This window comes from Occallatibacter sp. FHG110214_02, assembly GCF_059115385.1.
The window spans coordinates 335,481-355,820 of sequence record NZ_JBZYWK010000001.1; the positions used below are offsets into that span (position 1 = coordinate 335,481).

Annotated in this window: 16 protein-coding genes and 1 tRNA gene; 3 read left to right on the top strand and 14 right to left on the bottom strand. The window is 57.5% G+C overall.

Features of this window, described 5'->3' with window-relative positions; genetic code table 11:
- Nucleotides 1-3 precede the first annotated feature (3 nt).
- From cas4 to cas3, 5 genes are read right to left on the bottom strand one after another with little or no spacing between them, the layout of a single operon-like run.
- Complete coding sequence (gene cas4 / locus AC5S3R_RS01390) at nt 4-651, bottom strand: CRISPR-associated protein Cas4 (RefSeq protein WP_494264817.1); 648 nt, start codon at nt 649-651, stop codon at nt 4-6.
- Complete coding sequence (gene cas7c, locus AC5S3R_RS01395) at nt 641-1,492, bottom strand: type I-C CRISPR-associated protein Cas7/Csd2 (protein ID WP_494264818.1); 852 nt, start codon at nt 1,490-1,492, stop codon at nt 641-643. Before cas7c ends, cas4 begins: the two co-directional genes overlap by 11 nt.
- Nucleotides 1,492-3,393 (bottom strand): type I-C CRISPR-associated protein Cas8c/Csd1, encoded by a 1,902-nt coding sequence (gene cas8c / locus AC5S3R_RS01400; RefSeq protein WP_494264819.1) that lies wholly within the window; start codon nt 3,391-3,393, stop codon nt 1,492-1,494. The genes cas7c and cas8c overlap by 1 nt, the downstream gene beginning before the upstream one ends.
- The gene (cas5c, locus tag AC5S3R_RS01405) at nt 3,390-4,220 is read right to left on the bottom strand and encodes a type I-C CRISPR-associated protein Cas5c (protein WP_494264820.1); all 831 of its coding nucleotides are present in this window, start codon (nt 4,218-4,220) and stop codon (nt 3,390-3,392) included. The genes cas8c and cas5c overlap by 4 nt, the downstream gene beginning before the upstream one ends.
- Entirely contained in the window at nt 4,213-6,705 is a 2,493-nt protein-coding gene (cas3, locus tag AC5S3R_RS01410) for a CRISPR-associated helicase Cas3' (RefSeq protein ID WP_494264821.1), read from the bottom strand. The genes cas5c and cas3 overlap by 8 nt, the downstream gene beginning before the upstream one ends.
- 258 nt (nt 6,706-6,963) lie before the next feature.
- On the opposite strand from cas3, the gene AC5S3R_RS01415 reads away from it, so the two are divergent.
- Nucleotides 6,964-7,200 (top strand): alpha-amylase domain-containing protein, encoded by a 237-nt coding sequence (locus AC5S3R_RS01415; protein ID WP_494264956.1) that lies wholly within the window; start codon nt 6,964-6,966, stop codon nt 7,198-7,200.
- A gap of 153 nt (nt 7,201-7,353) precedes the next feature.
- Here the strand turns inward: AC5S3R_RS01415 and AC5S3R_RS01420 are convergent.
- From AC5S3R_RS01420 to AC5S3R_RS01430, 3 genes are all read right to left on the bottom strand, one after another.
- Nucleotides 7,354-7,440: transfer RNA gene (locus tag AC5S3R_RS01420), tRNA-Leu, on the bottom strand.
- A gap of 84 nt (nt 7,441-7,524) precedes the next feature.
- A complete protein-coding gene (locus AC5S3R_RS01425) occupies nt 7,525-7,995 on the bottom strand; it encodes a YdeI/OmpD-associated family protein (RefSeq protein ID WP_494264822.1) in 471 nt (156 codons plus the stop codon).
- Between the two features lie 136 nt (nt 7,996-8,131).
- Complete coding sequence (locus AC5S3R_RS01430; RefSeq protein WP_494264823.1) at nt 8,132-8,563, bottom strand: OsmC family protein; 432 nt, start codon at nt 8,561-8,563, stop codon at nt 8,132-8,134.
- A gap of 434 nt (nt 8,564-8,997) precedes the next feature.
- Between AC5S3R_RS01430 and AC5S3R_RS01435 the strand changes: the two genes are divergently transcribed.
- Nucleotides 8,998-10,641, top strand: a complete 1,644-nt coding sequence (locus AC5S3R_RS01435; RefSeq protein ID WP_494264824.1) for a serine hydrolase domain-containing protein — start codon at nt 8,998-9,000, stop codon at nt 10,639-10,641.
- On the opposite strand, the gene AC5S3R_RS01440 is transcribed toward AC5S3R_RS01435, so the two are convergent.
- On the bottom strand, nt 10,638-10,790 hold the full coding sequence (locus AC5S3R_RS01440) for a hypothetical protein (RefSeq protein WP_494264825.1): 153 nt from the start codon (nt 10,788-10,790) through the stop codon (nt 10,638-10,640). The genes AC5S3R_RS01435 and AC5S3R_RS01440 overlap by 4 nt on opposite strands.
- Nucleotides 10,791-10,848: 58 nt before the next feature.
- Here AC5S3R_RS01440 and AC5S3R_RS01445 point away from each other — a divergent pair, with 58 nt between their 5' ends.
- Nucleotides 10,849-12,438 (top strand): EAL domain-containing protein, encoded by a 1,590-nt coding sequence (locus tag AC5S3R_RS01445; RefSeq protein ID WP_494264826.1) that lies wholly within the window; start codon nt 10,849-10,851, stop codon nt 12,436-12,438.
- 149 nt (nt 12,439-12,587) lie between these two features.
- Here AC5S3R_RS01445 and AC5S3R_RS01450 read toward each other — a convergent pair whose 3' ends face one another.
- From AC5S3R_RS01450 to alaS, 5 genes are all read right to left on the bottom strand, one after another.
- The gene (locus AC5S3R_RS01450; protein ID WP_494264827.1) at nt 12,588-13,307 is read right to left on the bottom strand and encodes a M15 family metallopeptidase; all 720 of its coding nucleotides are present in this window, start codon (nt 13,305-13,307) and stop codon (nt 12,588-12,590) included.
- Between the two features lie 50 nt (nt 13,308-13,357).
- Complete coding sequence (locus AC5S3R_RS01455) at nt 13,358-14,539, bottom strand: cation:proton antiporter (protein ID WP_494264828.1); 1,182 nt, start codon at nt 14,537-14,539, stop codon at nt 13,358-13,360.
- 209 nt (nt 14,540-14,748) lie between these two features.
- A complete protein-coding gene (locus AC5S3R_RS01460) occupies nt 14,749-16,392 on the bottom strand; it encodes a M28 family peptidase (RefSeq protein ID WP_494264829.1) in 1,644 nt (547 codons plus the stop codon).
- Between the two features lie 9 nt (nt 16,393-16,401).
- Nucleotides 16,402-17,445, bottom strand: a complete 1,044-nt coding sequence (locus AC5S3R_RS01465) for an A/G-specific adenine glycosylase (RefSeq protein ID WP_494264830.1) — start codon at nt 17,443-17,445, stop codon at nt 16,402-16,404.
- A 119-nt stretch (nt 17,446-17,564) separates the two neighbouring features.
- Nucleotides 17,565-20,255, bottom strand: a complete 2,691-nt coding sequence (alaS, locus tag AC5S3R_RS01470; protein WP_494264831.1) for an alanine--tRNA ligase — start codon at nt 20,253-20,255, stop codon at nt 17,565-17,567.
- Nucleotides 20,256-20,340 lie beyond the last annotated feature (85 nt).

A 20,340-nucleotide genomic window follows, 5' to 3' on the forward strand; every position in this document is an offset into this window, starting at 1 on the left:
GAGTCACGCGGAGAGTTGAAGGGCTTGGCGCTGGAGCCGGTTCCAGCGGGTTTGAATGGTAGATTCGGCGGTGGCATGGGGTAGACAGATGTTAACGAGCGAACAATTCTGGCAGTAGTTACCAGGTTTAGCAGGCGGAGTTTCACGGGACTGGTAGAGACGGTGCATCTCGGCTGCGAGCGCTTCCGTCCGGACGCGGAGGGCGGGAGAAAAGTCCACTTCGAGCCGACGGCGCGGGTCGCCGTAAAAAATGGCTCCACGCGATACAGTTTGACTTAACATTTCTTCAAGACAGAGCGCCTGAGCACAAAGCTGCACCAGATCGCAATCGTCCGGCTTGTGTTTGCCACGCTTGTACTCGACAGGAAAGGGCTCCGGGCGGAATTCGACGACATCGGCACGGCCAGTGAGACCAAGGCGGCGGCTGGCAAGCGGAAGACCGCGAACGGTGCGAAGATCATGCCGTCGCGACTGGCCGGGGAGGTCGGCTTTCTCATGGAGAAGCCGACCCTCAGCTGTAAGGCGATTCTCTGCCCACGCCTGTTCAAGGTGAATCAACGCCCATTGCCGTGGACAGAAAGCAAGATGCTGCAGTCCGCTTAGCGGCAGAGCGTTTTCGAGTTCCTGCTCGGCGGAAAAATCAGAAGCCATCAATTTCTTCTGGAGTGAGTCCATTGAGGTTCACCAGGGTGTAGGTTCCGTCTGGATTTACCTTGAGGGTTGCGTGGACTTTTGCGGAAGAGTACTGGCCAGCCTTGCTCGAGTGTTTCCACCAGAAGACTTTGAGAACTGCCATACTTCCCTCGGGGCGGGCCGAGGAGGCGTCGTTTTCAAAGAGCTTCGGAAGCTGGGCCTTGATCGCCGTGGCATCGTCATCGCTGAAGCCAGTGCGCTCGGCCAGTTGCGGGTTCATGCTGCCGAAGAAGACGTAGACGGCATTGTCAACGCGGTGCTTCATGCCCATGGTGTCTGAGCCGCGCTTGGTGCCGTCTCCTTCGCCGGATACACTTTTCGTGATCTGCGTGCTGGTGACATCGACCGGTGCGACACTGAAGGCAGACTGCACAGTAACGGGACCACGGATGGGAATGGAGACGCCAGTGTCGCCAGCGCTGTCATCTTCCGCATCGGCTTTCTTTTTCTTAGACGATTTCATGGCGAAGAGTTGGCCGAAAGCGCGAACGTCGAGCCATTTCTCGCTGGCCTTCTTTGCTGTTTCCGGACCACCGAAATCTTTGCCTAGACCTTTGACCGCCCGGTCCTGCAGGCTGGTGGCATCGTCCTTCTTGCGATCGTCGGACTGAACAAAAATCTCAGCGCCGCTTTCCTGCAAGCGGTCGCGGAGCTTGCGCTTCAAGCAGACGTCGCTGATCTCGCCAAGGCCGTTGTAGTCGGTGCGAGGACGGTTGCCGTTCAGCGGATCGCCGTTTGGGTTGGCGTGGTTCACGCGGAGGATAACGGCAAAATCAATCTTGTTGGACAGGCTGCTCACTAATTGTCTCCTTCTTCGGTCGTAGCGCCGGGTTCAGTATCGTTAGAGTTATCTTTGCGTTGCCTCAAGGCTTCACGCTGGTTGTGAAAGCCGAGCAAAAACTCTCCGGAGAGTGGGCGATTGTCCAGAAAAGCGCTTCCTCCTCCGCTGCTTTCAAACAGAGCGTAGACAGAGTCGATGAGGCTCTGCCGGCGCTGCAAGGCGGCAGCACGACTCGAACGCAGTTGCGCGAGGTAAGGCGTCAACTGGAGTTCGATTGTGCGCCACGTACTATATGGATGGTCAGCAAAGCGCTGCATGAGGCGCGCTGCCGTAGTGTCGCGCTGCACCTTCGCAACATTCAGGGCGAGGCCTTCGATGCTGTCGGCAAGTGCCAGAAGACGGCCATAGAGATAATCGCGCGAGGTGCGCGACTCGTCGAGACTCATAGAACAATTCTCCTTTGGATGTGCACCTCGATAGAGTGAACAGGCTACGCCCAGATTGCGTTCAAATTCCCAAGGGTCAAGAGCCGCGCGATTCACCGCGCGCCGAACAGCCGACTGCACCAGGTCACGTGGAAGCGGGCGGCCATCGACGATACAAGGAAGCAGGCGCTCTTGTGTGGCTTTGCGGAGTTTCTCATCCACACGCTGCCCATAACATGCCTCGGCGATGTCGCGTGGTGCGGGAGCGCCGATGAAGCGGCGGTCTTTGCCCATGTTCTGCGGCCAGGCAAGGGATGTATGCCAGTGTTCGAGGCGTGTAAGAAACTCTGCCTCCCTGAATTCCCGGTAAAAAAGAATTGCCATGCGCCCCGGCGTGGCAGAATCAAGCCCCATGACGACGATGTCGGCTGAGTCATCGAGCTTCTGCTTATATCCACCGATAGCTTTCTTCAGGCGTAGCGCGAAGAGCTGCCCCGCATCGCCTGAATATGCTGCTTCTGGTATTTCTTCGACGCTCTCTCCCGCCTCGCGGAAAAACTGCCAGCTATCAACTATTACTGGGGGGGCATTTGCGGATTTCACAGACCATGCAACAACAACCTGGTCACCATTCTTTGCACCCTGGCGGTCGATGAGCCAACGCAGAGCGTTATGCGCCTTCTGTGTAGCCGTTGAGCTTAGCCCGTAGGCTTCGCTTGCCTTGGCGAATCTGCCGCGGAAGGTGAATCCTTTCGTGTCGTTCGAGGAAATCAGCTTCGCACCGTCGCCTCCGTGCCGAAGGCGCTTTGGATGGTTCTCCGCGAGCGGAGCCAGATCTCCAGTGCTCAGGCAAAGCCCTTGTTCTGACTGGTTCCTGGCGTTGAATGCAGCCCAATCCTTTTGCAGTTCGATGTCTTTCCAGACGGCGCTTTCGAGTTTTCCCGGAATCTCTACACGCCAGCGCACGAAAGCATCACTTTGGTCTCGCTCTTTTGTCTTCGCATCCGCAGTGAGCAATTTAGCCAAAGGCGCATTCTTAATCTCGTCTTTGCTCCATGAAGTCTTCCATGATCCATCATCGAGCTTCGTCATAATGCCTGCATTAACCAGGTCGCTTGCGACTGCACCCTTTTTCACATAGTTCAGAATTGCGCGAAGGGTAGGATTATTTGATTCGTTTGCCCAGGATGCGAGTTGATCGGTAAAAAGCTGATAGTCGTCAGGGCTAAAGTCTTTGGCTACGTAGCGAATTTTGTCGCACAGCGGGTGGGCGACTGGGCCGGATGTTCTTCCCGCTGATTTCTCCGTTACAGGGATCAGTGTCGGTTCCTTCTGCACAACCGCGGCGCGCAAAAAAATCCCATCTTCGTCAATTGCAATTTCGATGTGGGTATTTTGCTCCACATGGTCGATGGGAATCAGGGGGTGAGTTGCAAACTGCGGCTGCCCAAAGCAAGCATCGTAGGTCTCAACCAGTTTCTGTATCCAACTCACGATGCCGCCTCCCGATCGAGATTGCCGGTGGCGGCGGCTAGTTCTACGGCTTCCATTTCAACTGAGCGCACATGATCGACGCCGAAGGCGCGTGGCTGCATGGCACGAATATCTTTCTTCACGATCAACTCGTTGTCATTCGGGCGGGGGAATGTCAGCACGCCGTTGATGAGCTTGGGTCGCCAGAAATTAGCTCCGAGCCGAAACGATCCCGTTTGGTCGGGGCCAGTTTCGTCCGGGTAGTCGAAGCTATGGAAGGTAAGGCCGTAATCAAGCGAGCCATCATTGTCGTAGTCGCTCGGACCTTCTCCGAAGTGGCATGGCGCCACGTAGCCCTGGCAGTCTCGCGTGCCCAGGAAAATGTCCTGGCGACCACCGCGTTCGAGACTGCGCTTGGCAATCGCGTAATGCTTGCCATCGACGCGGTCTGCATCAAGCGCCTCGTGATGCTTGTTCCATTCAAAGTGCGCACGGACCTGGTACTCGACGCCGGGGCCATCGGTAATATCGACAGGGTTTTCTGAGCGGGCGTCGCCGGTCAGATAAGTATAGATAGCCAGCGTGTTGCCCCCGGAAACGTAATCGAGCGGCTTCATGCTCCGCGTCTGCGTACGGATTCGGCGCATGATACGAACTTTGTCGATGTACCAGATAAAGGTCGGCTTCCAGTAAATCGACTTGCAGATCCCCTTCAACGCCTCGTAGGTTGGCAGATGATAGGAGGATTTTTCGCCGCCTACGCGCGTGAGTGGGTCAGTAAAGAGCGCATAGCGTCCCCATACACTAAACTCAAGACAATTCTTTGGTGTAGCAAATGTTTCAGGCAATGAGGTACTCCAAAGGCCCGGCTTCTTCCCGTAGCCCAAATGCAGAATCATAAAATTCGGAACGGAGGCAGTATACTCCTGCCCCTGGCTGGACCTCATAAATCGCGCCGTTACTCATTAGTTTCGTAAATTGCGAGGCATAGACCGAGAGCGTAAATCGCTGCGCCTTACGGAGCAGTTGCCATTCCAATTCAAGATCGAAGGACGCAGCAAGCTGATTGACAATCCCCCGACCTTCTTCGCCGTAAGGAACGACGATACCCTGCGTGTTTGCGATTAGCGCAAAGGCATTGTTTGCGGTCTGGAAGCTCTGGAGAAGCATGGAGCGGCGCAATCGTTGATTTGGCCTTTCCGCATCATTCTTCGCCTGCCCGTTTGCGCCGAGCAGTTCAAGCAAGGATGTGGTTCGGCCAACCCTGTCTGGACCAACACTGTACGACATTTCATCCCTGCGGCGGTAGAAAGCGCGGCTGTAATACTCCTTCATCTGTTCGGGGTCATCGAGTGGAAAAGGCTTTCCGGGATTCTCTCGACGCCACAGGCCCAGTAATTCCCGCGCAATCGTGCGCCCTTGGCGAATCTCATCAAGTTGTGCCGGTGGCTCTGGCAACTCGACGATATGTACCCTTCCCAAAGTGGGGTACGCTCCATGCCTGTTACAGCGACCGGCTGCTTGCGTGATCGAATCGAGCCCCGCGAGGTCGCGAATGACACATGCAAAATCAATATCGACGCCCGCTTCGATTAACTGGGTGCTGATACAAATAACCGGCTGGCCTCCGGTTGCATGCGGCAATTGCGCATGTAACGCTTCAAGTTTCTCGACACGATGTGCTGGGCACATGCCTGTACTGAGATGCACGACCAGTGCATTGCTACCTACCAGATCATGCAGAGTCTGAAAGAGTTCCCGTGCATCTTTCTTTGTATTCACGATTGTCAGGCAGCTTCCATACCTCTGTGCTTCTATCAGGGCCAGTTCTGCTATCTGCGCAATTTGCCAGCCTCCCGGCTGATCCGTGTGGTCGAAGACTTCATACCGCTTCAGTTGCTTGAAAAGCAGTGGGCTAGATATAAGCCCTGAGGGATTGCTCAATCGTGCGGCTCCCTTTGCCTTGGAAACCGCCTCAAGTAGTGGTTGTGTGGCTGTACACAGTACAACCGTTGACCCGCAGCAGGATGCAAGCAGGTTGATCGCGTTGTTAAACAGATGCACTATTTTGATAGGCAAGGTCTGTACTTCGTCAAAGATAATGACAGCGCGAGCCATGGCATGAAGCCTGCGCACGGCGCGTGTTCCCGATCCGAAGAGAGCTTCAAGAACCTGTACGCTTGTCGTGAATACGACAGGAGCATCCCAGTTTTCGGCGAGAACTCTCCGCCGCCATAGGTCTGGTTGGCCTACCTCGTCATTCGGATCATCCTGGACATTCGAGTGATGTTCGAGAACAACGCTCGCGTATGGAGCGTCCTCGGGCTCAAGAATAGAGCGGGCCACTGCGGCATTCTGGTCCACAATCGATATGTATGGGCTGACAAAGATGATTCTATCGAGCGTATGGTGTCGCGCATGTTCGAGAGCAAAACGAAGCGCGGAGAGCGTCTTGCCGCCGCCTGTTGGGACCGTCAGTGTATAGATCCCGCCCGGCCGACCCGCTGCCAGAAAGCACTCATCGGAAACCTGACGCCGAATGCCGTTTACAGGTCCATCTGTATTCATTTGGGAAAGGTTTCTATCAAAGCGCTCAAGTAATTTTTCCCATGTCTCATACGCCTGATCCTGTCGGTATGCGGCTGCCGCAGGTTTTTCAAAATTCGCTGTATCCGTCCGGTCCGCGTCGATCAAGCAACTGAAGAGCAGGCGCAGCAGAAGACCAACTTGTACATCCTTGTCTCCTTCGCCTTTGTCGAACGAAGTCATAAGGCGGGCAATTGTATTACGGACTTCCGCAATAAGATTCGGGTCTTTCATCAAGGCTTCCGCGCGGCTTTTCACTGACAGTTCGAGATTTGTCCATGCCTCTACGAATCGGGTGCTGCGGTCCGACTTTTTAAGTCTTTGAGCGAGTTTGTCATTACCATCGGGCTCAAGACAGTCAATCAAGCCCGAGTGGTGAGAAGCAATGCAAACAGCTAAAAAGCGCGCGACGACACCTTGAAGACTATCTTCCTGCTGCGCGCTGTGAATGTTTGCTAGAAGACATTGTGCGCCTGCGGTCGAATGGTCGACCTTCCCGCGCAGATCATCACGTTCCTCGCCATCGATTGCGAAACTGAGCAAGTAATCCTGGAATTCCTTCGTGGCCTTGCCCAGATCGTGCAGCAGACCAATCAACTCGCCGGCTTTTTCTAATCCAAACTTCTTTGCTAATTCCGAGCAGCGCCCTGCTACTCCACTCAGATGCTCGGAAAGCAATTGGTTTCCCGTCTTACCCAGATGGGCAAGGTAGGGGGCATAAGCCTCAGTATCCTGGACTCTATTCATTTCCTTCTCTCTCGTAGAATTACGATAGACGCAGACGGGTATGCGCCTACGATTCCTTAATATGTGCTGTTGTATTAGTTGCGGCCAATACAACAGCACTGATGGCGCAGGTATCCGTGTGTTTTCTGGTGGGACTACTTTAACTGTGAGTTAGCCCGGCCAGAGACTCCTAACGGCATTGATGCTCTCATTGCTGCCCATCATCGGCATGCGGGTGGGGAATCATCAATTTTGTATGCCGACCCGGATTTATATGTCATGCAACGAGCAGGTACAGAGTCACAAAGCGGATTGATCTATGTTCTGAATAACCTTGGCAATCAATGGAGCGGAACGTCCGTAAAAACGAAGTGGACTAATCAGAGATTTAAACCAATTGCGTGGGGTGGATATGATTCGGCACATCCCGATGAAAGAACAACCGATGCGGAAGATCTCGCCGAGTTTCCTGCGCCTCCGCGGGGGTACTGCGTTTACGTGCCGGATATTTCCTAATGATCCTCAGCTCGCGAAGTGAATTGAAGAGAGTCGCTTTATTTCTTCAAAGTAAAAGGCAAAGACCTCTAATTTCCAGGGCGTTCCAGAGAACGCAGGAAAGTAGTAATGCGAACAGTAATATGGAATTTAAGTGATTGATTCTAAATGATTTGGTGCCGAAGAAGGGACTCGAACCCCCACACCCTTGCGAGTACTTGGACCTGAACCAAGCGCGTCTGCCAATTCCGCCACTTCGGCACGGGACACAGTCAGGCTAGACGCTGACCGGCAGTAATATTGAGTTTCGCAGATTGGGCCTGGTAAGTCAATTGTTGGACGGCTTTAGACTGGGGTTTTTACGCCGGCGTGGAGCATTTCTATTGCTTTGGACAGGCGGCGCTGGCGGGTTTCTTCCTTTTTGGCTTCGGTGATCCAGCGGATGTACTCCTTGCGGTGGCTGTAGCTTAGTTTTTCAAAGCTGGCGAGGAGTTTTTCTTTCTTTAAGAGCTGGGCGAACTCTTCCGGGGTTTCGATGGTGCGCTCGGAGTCGTCCCTGGTGATGGTGACTTCGATGGTGTCGCCTACGTTTTTGCCTAGCTGGTCGCGGATGGAGTTGATGAGCGGCAGCATGTGCTGCGGGTGGCCATACTTGATGAGCGAGCCGGTGTAGGGGACGCCGTCGAAGGTGGCTTTGACGGGGACGCGGCCGCGGGTGCCGAACTCCTGCTCTACGTCATAGGGGAAGAAGATGGCGCATTCGCGGGTTTTTTCGCCGCCGATTGTGGCTGTGAATTTGTAAGTTTTGGAGGGCATGGTGTGGGCTCCTCGCGGACAAGTGTACGAAAAGCAGGGACAAGGGACAAGGGAAATAGGGACTAGGGAAACGCAAGGGCAAAAGCGAAAGGCCGATCCTTGGAGGGATCGGCCTTTTGTAGATGTGACTCGATGCTTAGACGAGCTTGGCGTCGAGGGTGATTTCGGTGTTGTTGGCGAAGAGCTTGGAGATGGGGCAGCCTGCCTTGGCTCCGGCAGCGGCGGCTTCAAAGACTTCCTGCGTGGCGCCGGGGACCTTGGCGGTGGTGGTGAGGGCGATTTTGGTGACGGCGAAGCCGCCATCGACCTTGGCGAGGGTTACGGCTGCTTCAGTCTCGATGGACTCGGGCGTGAGGCCGGAACCGCCGAGCTGCGCGCCGAGCGCCATGGAGAAGCAGGACGCGTGGGCGGCGGCGATGAGCTCTTCCGGCGTGGTGCCGGAGTCGGCGCCTTCAAAGCGGGTGGCGAACGAGTAGTTGGCGTTTGAAAGCACGCCGGTTGCGGTGGAGATGGTGCCCTTGCCTTCCTTGAGTGAGCCGGTCCAGACTGCGGATGCCTTGCTTGCCATGTGAGTCCTCCTTGGGTGCTGCGTGGCTTGGTGGTGCGTGTATTCGTTACTGCCGCTTCTCCTTGTCTGACGCGGGGAAGCGCGAGGGAGAAAGCGGGAGTGATATCTGGGGCACCTTGCTGGCTGTTGCCCAGTGGTTGTGCCCTCCACACCATGCTAATCTCTGACCCATGCTGCCTGAGATGCCTCGCGCACTGCAATTTGGTACGGAAGATGAAATTCTGGAGACTGCGAGCGCGGTTGAGGACTCTCGCGTGGATCATCATTGCCAGATTTGCCCGAATTGCAGCGAGAAACTGAGCGGACACCACTGCAAGCTGGTGTGTACGCGGTGCGGATATTACCTTAGTTGTGCAGATTATTATTGAGGGCTGCCTTTCGATTTGGCGTAATCTTGCGCTATTTCATTCCATGTGGCTCACGTGAGGATGCTGATGCTGGTTCGCAGAATGTTGTTGTTTCTTGCCTTTGCCTGTCCCGTGGTTAGCCAGACTGCAGGTCCGGCTGCTTCTCCTGCAGACGCACCTGCTCACATCAAGAAAATCTTTGCGGCTTTTAACCATACTGATACACCGGGATGCACTGTGGGGGTATCACTTGCGGGCAATGAGGTTTTTCGCGCGGCGTATGGAATGGCAGACCTTGAGCACAGCATTGCGTTAACCCCGGACTCGATTGTGGAAGCGGGATCTGTTTCCAAACAGTTCACGGCGGCGGCGGTTTTGCTGCTCGCCCAACAGGGGAAGCTTTCGCTTACGGACCCGGTGCGCAAATACATTCCTGAGCTGCCTGATTACGGAACGCCCATCACGGTTGAGCAATTGCTGCATCATACGAGCGGATTGCGGGACTGGGGGGCTGTTGCCGGGGTTGCGGGATGGCCGCGCGCCACGCGCAAGTACTCCAACAGCTGGGTGCTCGATATTGCATCGCACCAGAAGGCGCTTAACTATAAGCCCGGAGACGAGTGGTCTTATACCAACACCGGCTACAACCTGCTGGCTATCCTGGTGCAACGCGTTTCCGGCAAATCGCTGGCCGAGTACTCACGCGAAAATATCTTTCTTCCCCTTGGAATGCAAACGACAAGCTGGCGCGATGATTTTCAGCGGATTGTGCCGAATCGCGCAATTGCCTACGAGCTGTCCGGTGGTGGTGAGCATCAGTTGATGCCGTTTGAAAATGCCTACGGCAATGGCGGCCTTCTGACAACGGTGGGTGATCTGCTGCGCTGGAATGACCGCTTTTTTGGGGCCAAAATCGGTAGCTCTACTTTTGTTTCGAGTGAACTGGAGCCGGGCAAGCTGAATGATGGACGCTCGCTTTTCTATGCGGCAGGACTCTTCCTGACCACGCATGATGGCGCGCGCGAGATCAGCCACTCTGGCTCCACTGCCGGATATCGCTCGTGGCTTGGCTATTATCCCGATCAGAAAGTTTCCGTGGCCGTGCTGTGCAACGCGGCCCAGGCGAACACGACACTGCTGGCACATGAGGTTGCGGATATTTATCTGCCGTCATCCAGCGCGAATGTTCCTGCGCCCCCCACCCTTACCGTGGATGCGGAAGGTTTGTATGAAAGCCGTCGCGACCACACCACTTTTTCCATCGAGCGCAAGGACGGCAAGCTGCTCGCCGATGGGCACACAGCGCTCATTCCTGTTTCTTCCAAGACGTTTCTTCTTTCTCCTTCGTTGGAAGGCTCGGTTTATGAACTCCAGACAGATGCCGCAGGCAAAGTGACAGGAATGCGGGTTCAATCCATGGGTTATGAGATGAACACCTTTGACAAGGTGCAGCCTGCCACGCCAAGCCAGGCGGAGATGCAGTCGATGACGGGTGAGTATGTAAGCGATGAGGCGGAGACTACGTTCCAGGTCGTGCTTACACCCAAGGGGCTCGAAATCCATCAACGTCCCGATGCAGTTTTCCCGCTTACTCCAACGTATGCGGACGGCTTCAAGTCGGACCTGGGCAGTATCCGGTTCCTGCGTGATTCGAGCGGCCACGTGAATGGGTTAAGTCTTGGGGACTCCCGCATGTGGGATCTGCGTTTCCGGCGAGTTGTATCGCACTAGATTCTTTCGGCTTTTGCGGTCTTCGACATTGCGCCGGCATTGAGGATGCGGACCTTCAGCAGAACCTTTGCCCATCCAACAAAAAATGCGGTGACGAGGATAAGGCAGCAAGATAAGGGAATCTGCCGCTGCCGTTTATCGAAAATCATAAGCAGTGCTAGAATGTTTTCCTTCCCCCGGGTAACTATTTTTCCTTTGGAGCGAAGGATGGCGATCGGTTCTGCGGACGGTCTGGGCCTGAAGTCGCGTGCAGGAAGGCGGGATGTTTTTTTTCTCTTCCTGATGGCGCTGGCAGGTGCGGTGATTGCTGCGGCTGTAGGGCAGTATGCGTTTTTGCGGATATCACGGGCGCAGCTTGATAACTATACAAATGCGCTGTTGAACCAGGCTGCCGATGTGGCGTCGGTGAGCATGGAAACGCTGACGCTGGTGGGGAAAAGCCAGGAGCAGGTGTGCTCGGATGCGAACCTCAACGAGATGCGCTACCTGCTGTTTCAGCGGAAAGAGCTTTATGACATTGGGCGCGTGCAGGATGGCCAGCTTGTTTGTACGGCGGACTGGGGGAGGTTCAAAACACCGCTGCAACTGCTGCCTCCGCAACGTCAGGAGGCGAATGGCGATTTGCTTTGGCGGCGTGTGGAGGATGCTGCCGACCATCGGCTGATTGTGGATATGGCGAGCCATGGCACTGCAATTGTTTTTACTTCGCCGAGCATTTTTGAAAACTATGAGAAGTTTGACCCCTTGTTCAGTGCGATTGTTCTCACGTCCGATGGGAAACATATTTACCGGACGCTGGGGGATACGCGTGGGCTGCTGACGCATTTTCGGAAGAGCGCGCCGGCTTTTGAATGGGATATGCGGATGACGGGCTGGCAGTGCGACAAGCGGGTGGACGTTTGCATTGTTACTGGGCTGGCGAATGTGAACATTCTGACGCGGTCGCCGCTGACGGCCGCGGAGGTTGCAGGGGCGGGCGGCTTGGTTGCGGTCTGTTGTGGGTTGCTGGCGATTCGGAGACGGAGGCGGCAGTCGGTTCCGGCGGAGCAGGTGAGGCGGGCCATTGCGGATGACCGGCTGGGCATGGTTTACCAGCCGCTGGTGCATATTCGCAACAAGCGCATGGTGGGCGTGGAGGCTTTGCTGCGGCTGCGCGATGAAGAAGGCGAGACGGTTCCGACGGCCTTCATTATCGACATTGCGGAACAGGCGGGATTGATTGGTGCGATTACGCGCATTGTTATTCGCAAGGCGCTGACGGAGATGCACGATCGGCTGACGGGTGCGGAAGAGTTTTGCATCAATATCAACGTTGCGGTGAGCGATGTGATTGATCCCGCTTTTCATCGCTATCTGGAGAAGGAGACAGACCGGCTGAAGATACCGTGTCATCGAGTTGTGCTGGAGTTGACGGAGCGCTCTGCTACGGATGAAGAGAAGCTGCTGTTTGGCGTGGCGATGATTCGCAACCTTGGCTATGGGCTTTACATCGATGATTTGGGGACGGGGTATTCGAGCCTTGCTTATCTCTCCAAGCTGCCTATTAATGGAATCAAGGTGGACAAGATTTTTACGCAGTCGATGGGCAAGGAGGCTGTTAGCTCGACGATTGTGGAGAAGATATGCGCGATTGCCGAGACGCTGGGTGTTGCCGTTGTGATTGAAGGAATTGAGAGGCATGAGCAGATTGCTTATATTCGCGAACTGGCGCCGGATGCGATTGGGCAGGGATGTTTCTGGGGAATGCCGGTTGGCGCGGATCAGTTGGCTACGCTGGAGAAGAGCTGGGCGGCTTAAAGGCAGGGTATAGGGTATGGGGTATAGGGGATAGATAAAAATCAACGGCGTTTTAGATAAAGGGCAAAAGGCTAAAGTAAAAGCGCTATAAAGGGCGAACGCCTCATTGGGATGAGGCGTTGTTGGTGGATGGATAAAGCTAAGGTGGGCTATTGGCCCAGGTCTTCGTATTTTGTGTTGAGGATTGGGTATTGTTTCCATTCCTTATAGTCGAAGTGCCACCACTCCTTGGGATTGACGGCGAAGCCCTGGGCTTCCATGGCGTCGCGCAACAGCGTGCGGAGAGTATGCTCGGCTTCTGTGCCGCCGGGGTAGTTGGCGAAGGCTCGCTCGGTCATTTCGTCGTAGCCACTTGGCATCTGCACTTCCATGCCTGTTTTCAGGTCGTATAAGGACAGGTCTACGGCGCAGCCGCGGTTGTGGACGGAGCCTTTGGAGGGATCGGCGACGAAGATTTTCTGCTTGTCGGGCGTGGCGTCCCAGAAGATTTTTGTTACGTACCAGGGACGGTAGCCGTCGTGGATGATTAGGCCGTAGCCGTGTTGCTTGAGCTCGTGGTGAGCGCGGACGAGGGCTTCGGCGGCGGGGCGCTGGAGGAAGGCACGCGCCTGCGTGTAGACGGGCGTGCCGAGGAAGTCGTTGGTGGTGGCGTAGCGGATGTCGAGCTTGATGGTGGGGTCGAGTGTGATTAGCTCCACCAGTTCAGGCCTGCGGAAGGGGCCCGGTTCTTCCGGTGGATGGGCTTTGAGGGCTTCCGCTCGCAGCTCTTCGACGGGGCGCAGGGGCGTGATGTGGAAGCTGACCTGTTGCGCATGGCTGGTTGCGAGCAGCAGGCAGAGGCAGCAGAGACTACGCGTGAATGAGTTCATAGGGCTCAATAGAACGATATCGCAGAGTGCGCATTTGCAGGGAAGCAATTTTAAGAGGGGGTCGATGCGGACTCGGTGGAAGTGATGGGGTCTTCTGCTTCGGCAATCTTCAGTTCGGGCAGAATCAGCGAGGGCAGGATGGTTGTGACTGCTGCGTAGATGAGCAGTCCGCCATAGAGCGCATCGTTAATGTGGAAGGAGTCGCGGAGGATTTCTGCAACGACCAGCGTGAAGATGAGCGTGGGCACAAGCGATATCGAAACGCGAAGTGCGCCTTTTGCCGTGCGGCGGGAGATATAGCGTGCCTGCAGCCAGTTTTTGGCAAGGCGGATGGGGATGGCGATGATGCAGATTCCCGCGCCCCAGAGTAGCGAAGACCATACCAGCGCGTCGGCGGGAGCCTGCATGCCTTCATGGAAGAAATAAAACGGAATGAAGAAGGAGGCGAAGAGCCGGACGGCGTGCAGGTTTTCGCCGGATGCGAGAGTGGCGAGGCGCGTGCGCAGCAGGCTGGCTACCAGCCCGGCAATGAATGCGCCGATGAGGTAATGCACGCCGATGTTTTGCGTGATGACGGCGCAGACGATGCCCGCGAGCAGAAGCAGGGAGAACTCCGAGCCGGGCGCGTAGGGGACAACGTGCTTGCCAAGAAAGAGGAAGAAGAACGGCGTGATTACGATAAGCGCGAGAAGAATGATGCTGGAAGTGCCGAGCGTGGCTGCGGAGCTTGCCTGCGAGACGAGGAAGAGCACGAGGAGCGCGACGACTTCTCCGGAGATGGCGTTGATGGTGACTTCGGAGCGCTCCTGCTCGTCGAGCCCGGAGTTGGGGAGATTGTCAAAGATAAAGCCTGCGGATGGCGTCATGATTCCGAGACCGAGCAGTAATGCGGCTTGCCAGCCCAGGTTGAGGAATCGCGTGGCGATGACGGCAACGCCTGCAAGAAAGACGGCGAAGAGAACGAGGTAGACGCTGATTCGGCGCAGGTCGCGGCGGATTTCCGAGAGGTCCACTTCGAGGCCAGCGAGGAGGAAGAGCGATGCGATGCCCATGGTCGCCATGACCTCTGCACCGCGGTCTGCGGCGAGCGGCTTATAGAAGATGGAGACGAGAACGCCGAAGACAAAACAGGTGAGCTGTGCGGGCAGCCGGAAACGCTGCAGTGCACGGGGAATCACGAGAATGATGAGGACGATGGCTAGCTCAATCAGTGTCGCGGTCGAGAAGTGCACAGATATTGTTCTTCCTTCAATGAGAGAGTCAGGGCAAGCATTTCATCCAACAGGCTAAACGGACGGCCTCTTCCTACGGAATGGAGGAAGTAGGTGATGAGATGCCGTCCCGGTGCGAGATGTTGGCTTGTGAAGCGAGGCAAATAAAAACCCCTTCCTTTTCTTTGTCATGCAGAAAAGGAAGGGGTTTTTAATCTGGATGGCGAGCTTTATTGCTGGCTCTTTTTGCGGGCGGCTTCAAACTCGTCGCCGGAGTTCCATTGGATAGATTGAGGTTGTTCGCTGGCGAGCCACCCGAGGACGAAGCCGAAGCGGGCGAGCTTGGCGTTGCCTCGGAAGTCCCATGTGGGGTCGTACTCGTCGGAGGGCTGGTGGTAGTGGTGGGCGTTGAAGTCGGAGGCTTTTTCGCGGCCCCAGGCTTCATCGTGGCCTTCAAAAAGCTCGCCCTGGTCGAGCGAAAAAGCGGGAATGCCTACGCGGGCGAGGGAGAAGTGGTCCGAGCGGTAGTAGTGGCCCGCGCCGGGAGTGGGGTCGGGAAGTAGTTCGAGGTCGAATTGTTTGGCGACGGATTGTACGGTGGGCCAGAAGTTGATGCGCTCGGCTCCGCCAAGGGAAACGGAGCGCGGAATGCCGACAGGGAGAAGCATGTCGTAGTTGAGGTCGAGCGTGATCTGGCCAGCGGGAACGGGCGGGTGCATGCCGAGGTATTGCGAGCCGAGGAGGCCTTGTTCTTCTGCAGTGACGGCGGCGAAGTAGACGTCGTGCGGCGGCTTGATGGAAGACTGCGCGAAGGCGCGAGCCATTTCAATGAGGATGCCGCAGCCGGTGCCGTTGTCGGCGGCTCCGTTGTAGATGCCGTCGCCTTTGGCGGCTGGGTCGATGCCTAGGTGGTCGTAGTGGGCGGTGTATAAAACTGCGTTGCCGCCTGTTGCTGCGCCGGGAACTTTGGCTACTACGTTGGTGGAGATGTAGCGGCGGACGCGGCTCTCGATGTGGGCCTTGAGGTGGACGGGGAGCTCAATGGCGTGGAAGCCGGGCTTGCCTGCGCGGTCGATGATTTCGTCAAGGTTGCCGCTGCCGTGGATGGTGGTGACCAGCTTCTGCGCTACATCGTGCTGAATCCATGCGGCGGCTCGGAGAGTGGCGAGCGGGTCACCTTCGAGGTAGCTCTTCTCGATGATTTGCGAGTCGCGGACGACCTGCCAGCCGTAGCTTGCGAGGTCTGTGCGATGAATGATGAGCACGCCGATGGCTCCGCGGCGGGCGGCTTCTTCGTACTTGTAGGTCCAGCGGCCGTAGTAGGTCATGGCGCGGCCTTTGAAGAAGTTTTCGTCGGTGGAGGGCGGCTCATTGACGATGACGATGACGACTTTGCCTTTTACATCCACGCCAGCGTAGTCGTCCCAGTGGTATTCGGGCGCGTGGATGCCGTAGCCGACGAAGACTACGGGGGCGTCGAAGTCGGCGGTGGGATTGCCGGTCTGGTCCTTGGCTACGATGTCGGTGTTGTACGCAAGCGGGATGGAACCGCTCTTTGTCTCGAAGGAGAATGTGGTTTTGTCTTCGAGCGTGTGGACGGCGTAGAGCGGGACCTTCTGGAAGTAGCTGCCGTTGTCGCCAGCGGGCTTGAGGCCGTTGAGCTCGAATTGCGTGGCGATGTATTCGGCGGCGAGCTGGTCGCCGCGTGTGCCGGGGCCGCGGCCTTCGAGCAGGTCGCTGGAGAGGAACTTTACGTGGGCCCGCATGTGCTCGGGGTTGATGGAGTCGGCGGCTTGCTGGGCTGCGGGCGGGATGGTTTGGGCTTGTGCGGAGATGGCCAAGGCGGCAGCTAGAGCTAAGAGAGAGACGCGCATGGGTACAGATTATCGCGGCAGGAGTTTGAGTCGCGTGAGGATTTTGCGGGCGAGACCGGTGAGGGGGAGCGTGGCGGCTTCGGTGAGTAGCACCCAGCGGCGGTCTCCGCTGGCTACGGTGAGGGCGTTAATGGACTGCGCGGGCGTGGTGCGGACGCGGACATCGTAGTTGACCTGCATGATGGAGTGGCGCGCGGTGAGGGCCAGGTGCTCGGCGGGGACTTCCGGCGATTGCAGCATGGGCAGCTCCCAGAGGCCGGGCATGACGGATTGGGCAGCGGTGCGCTGTTCGAGGAGGACTTCCTGCTCGCCTTTGCGGGTGCGGAGTGCGAGCGCGTAGCCGATGGGGCGGGTTTCCATTTTGGGGCGCGGGGTGGTGGGGTGCTCGCCGCGGGTTTTGCAGACGGAGTGGAAGGGGCAGGTGAGGCACTGCGGATTGCGCGGGAGGCAGAGGGTTGCGCCCAGCTCCATCATGGCCTGGTTGAAGTCGCCGGGTTGCGCGGGGGCTAGGAGATAGGCGGCGAGGTCTTCGATTTTGCGGCGGATGCCGGGGGTGTCTTCGCCCCATCCGGCAAGGCGGGAGAGGACGCGCTCGACGTTGCCGTCTACTACGGCGGCGGCTTCGCCGTGGGCGATGGATGCGATGGCGGCGGCAGTGTAAGAGCCGATGCCGGGGAGCTTGCGGAGCTCGGCTGCGGTGGCGGGCAGGGTGGCGTGGCTATGGGCTACGAGGTGTTGAGCGGCCTGATGCAGGAGGCGGGCGCGGCGGTAGTAGCCGAGACCGGACCAGAGGGCCAGCACGTCCGGTTCGGGCGCGAGGGCGAGCGAAGTCACGGTTGGGAAGCGCTCCATGAAGGCGGTGTAGCGGTCGATGACGGCGGCTACGCGGGTCTGCTGGAGCATGATTTCCGAGACCCAGATGGCGTAGGGATCGCGTGCGCCGCGCCAGGGGAGGTCACGCTTGTTGGTGTGGTACCAGGCCAACAGCGCGGCACGGAGTGCGGGCGCAGGGAATTCTGAGAGAGACTGCGATGAAGTTTTGTGAGGAATCACTGAAATTAGATTAAGGTATCTTGCAGCGGAAACGAGTTCAAGGAAGAAACAGGGCGGTACGAGAGTACTGTGGCGAATATATGTTGCAAAAGGCCGCCCGCAAAGGCGGCCTTTTGTGGTTAGCCTAGCAGGTCGGAGAGGAGCTGCGGGGCGGCTTCGAGGGCTGCGGGGATTTGGGACTGATCCTTGCCGCCGGCTTCGGCGATGTCCGGTTTGCCGCCGCCTGCGCCGCCGACTAACTTGGCTACTGCGCCTACAAGCTTGCCGGCCTGGATGCGCCTGGTGAGGCCTGGAGTGACTCCGGCGATGATGGCGACTTTGCCTTCGGGCTGGGCTGAGGCGAGGACGACTACGGCTTCGCCGGCCTTCTGCTTGAGGTTGTCTACCAGCGTGCGGAGCTGGCCGCGGTCGAGTGAGTCGGCGCGGAGGCGGAGGAGCTTGATTCCCTTTATTTCCACGGCGGAGCTTAGGGCTTCGTCGAGGGTGCCGGAGGCGGACTTCATGCGGAGCTCATCGAGCTCGCGGCGGAGCTTTTTGATTTCCTCTTCCTGCGATGCGAACCTCTGGTCTAGCGCTGTCGCCGGGCCGAGGTCTTGCGACGGGGCGAGGCGGGCGGCGAGCTTTTCGACTTCAAAGTCGCGGCGGAAGGTGTCGAGCGAGCCGTAGCCGCTGATGGCCTCCACGCGGCGGACGCCGGAGCTGACGGCGGATTCGCCGGTGAGCTTGAGCAGGCCGATTTCGCCGGTGGCGGAGGTGTGCGTGCCGCCGCAGAGCTCGGTGGAGAAGCCGTCGGTGAGCTTGACGACGCGGACCTTGTCGCCGTACTTTTCGCCGAAGAGGGCCATGGCGTGGTACTCGTTGACGGCTACGTCGATGGGCACGTCTACGAGGGTCTCGACCTTGGCGTTGGAGAGGATTTCGCGGTTGACGATGGTTTCGATTTCGGCGAGTTCTTCGTCGGCGACTTGCGCGAAGTGGGAGAAGTCGAAGCGGAGGCGGGTGGGATCGACGAGCGAACCGGCCTGCTTGACGTGGGTGCCGAGGACTTGCCTGAGAGCTGCATGCAACAGGTGTGTGCCGGTGTGGTTGCGCTTGATGGCGTCGCGGCGGGGGGCGTCCACGAGAGTGTTAACGTGGTCGCCTACGGCGAGGTCTTGCTTGAGGAGCGCTTTGTGGGCGCGGACGCCTTGGACGGGGAGGACGCAGCCTTGGATTTCGGCGACGGTGGTGTTGCCGTCGGTTGAGACGAAGAGGCCGGAGTCGCCGATCTGGCCGCCGGAGTCGCCGTAGAAGCTGGTGTGGTCGAGGACTACATCGACCAGCTCGCCTGCCTTGGCGGCGGGGACGCCTTGGCCGTCTTTGACGATGGCGAGGACTTCGGAGTTCGTCGAGTTGAGCTGCTTGTAGCCTTCGAAGATGGTTTTGGGCAGCTCGCGGAAAGCGGGGCTGGCGGTTTTCTGGTTGCCGCCTTTCCAGCTTGCGCGGGCGCGGGCTTGTTCTTCGGCGCGGGCTTTCTCGAAGCCTTCTTCATCGAAGGCTACGCTTGCGTCGCGAGCTGCATCGACCATGAAATCGAGGGGCAGGCCGAAGGTTTCGTAGAGGTGAAAGGCCTTTGTGCCATCGAAGTTGTTCTTTAGCTCTTCATCTAGCTTGGACATGCCGAGCTTGAGGACGCGGTCGAATTGTTTTTCTTCCGCTTCGATGACTTTGGCTACGCGGTCGGCGGAGTCGTTGAGTTCGGGGTAGGCTCCGCTCATGAGGTCGCGGACGGCGTAGACCATCTGATAAAGGAAGGGCTTTTCCTGACCGAGGAGGCGGCCGTGGCGGATGCCGCGACGAAGGATTTTGCGGAGGACATAGCCGCGGCCTTCGTTGGAAGGGAGCACGCCGTCGTTGATTAAGAATGTTGCGGCGCGGGCGTGGTCGGCGATGATGCGCAGCGAAGCGTTCGATACTTCATCCGCTACGCCAGTGAGTTTGGCTGCTGCGGTGATGAGCGGCGTGAAGAGGTCCGTCTCAAAGTTGCTGATTTTGCTTTGCAGGACGGCGGAGACGCGCTCCAGGCCCATGCCGGTGTCGATGGAGGGCTTGGGGAGCGGGGTCAGTTTGTAGCTGGTCGCCTTGGTGACGGGATCGACTATGGCGCTGCGGTCGAACTGCATGAAGACGAGGTTCCAGATTTCTACGTAGCGGGCGTCGTCCTGGCCGAAGGGTAAATCCTTGCCTGTTTCGCTGGCTTCTAGGCCCATGTCGTAGAAGATTTCGCTGCACGGGCCGCAGGGGCCGGTTTCGCCCATCTGCCAGAAGTTGTCCTTGGCTCCGTACTCGAAGATGCGCTCCTTGGGGACGCCGACTTCGATCCAGAAGTTTTCGGCTTCGGTGTCGCGGGGGACGTCTTCGGTGCCTTCAAAGATGGTGACGTAGAGCTTGTCCCTGAGGATGCCGAACCACTCGGGGCTGGTGATGAGCTCCCATGCGTAGGCGATGGCGTCCTTCTTGAAGTAGTCGCCGAAGGAGAAGTTGCCGAGCATCTCGAAGAAGGTGTGATGGCGGCGGGTGAAGCCTACGTTTTCCAGGTCGTTGTGCTTGCCGCCCGCGCGGACGCACTTTTGCGAGGTGGTGGCGCGGGAGTAGTCGCGCTTTTCGGCTCCGAGAAAGACGTCTTTGAACTGGTTCATGCCAGCGTTGGTGAAGAGAAGCGTGGGGTCGTTGGCAGGGACCAGAGAAGACGAGTGCACGCGGCGGTGCGACTTCGACTCGAAAAAGCGCAGAAATGTTTCGCGGATATCGTTTCCGGTGCGGTATTGCATGGCTTTATTAGTTTACTTGGGGAAACTGGCGGTGGTGAAAGGGACTGGGGGACTAAAGGGACTAAGGGACTGAAAGGCAAAGGTG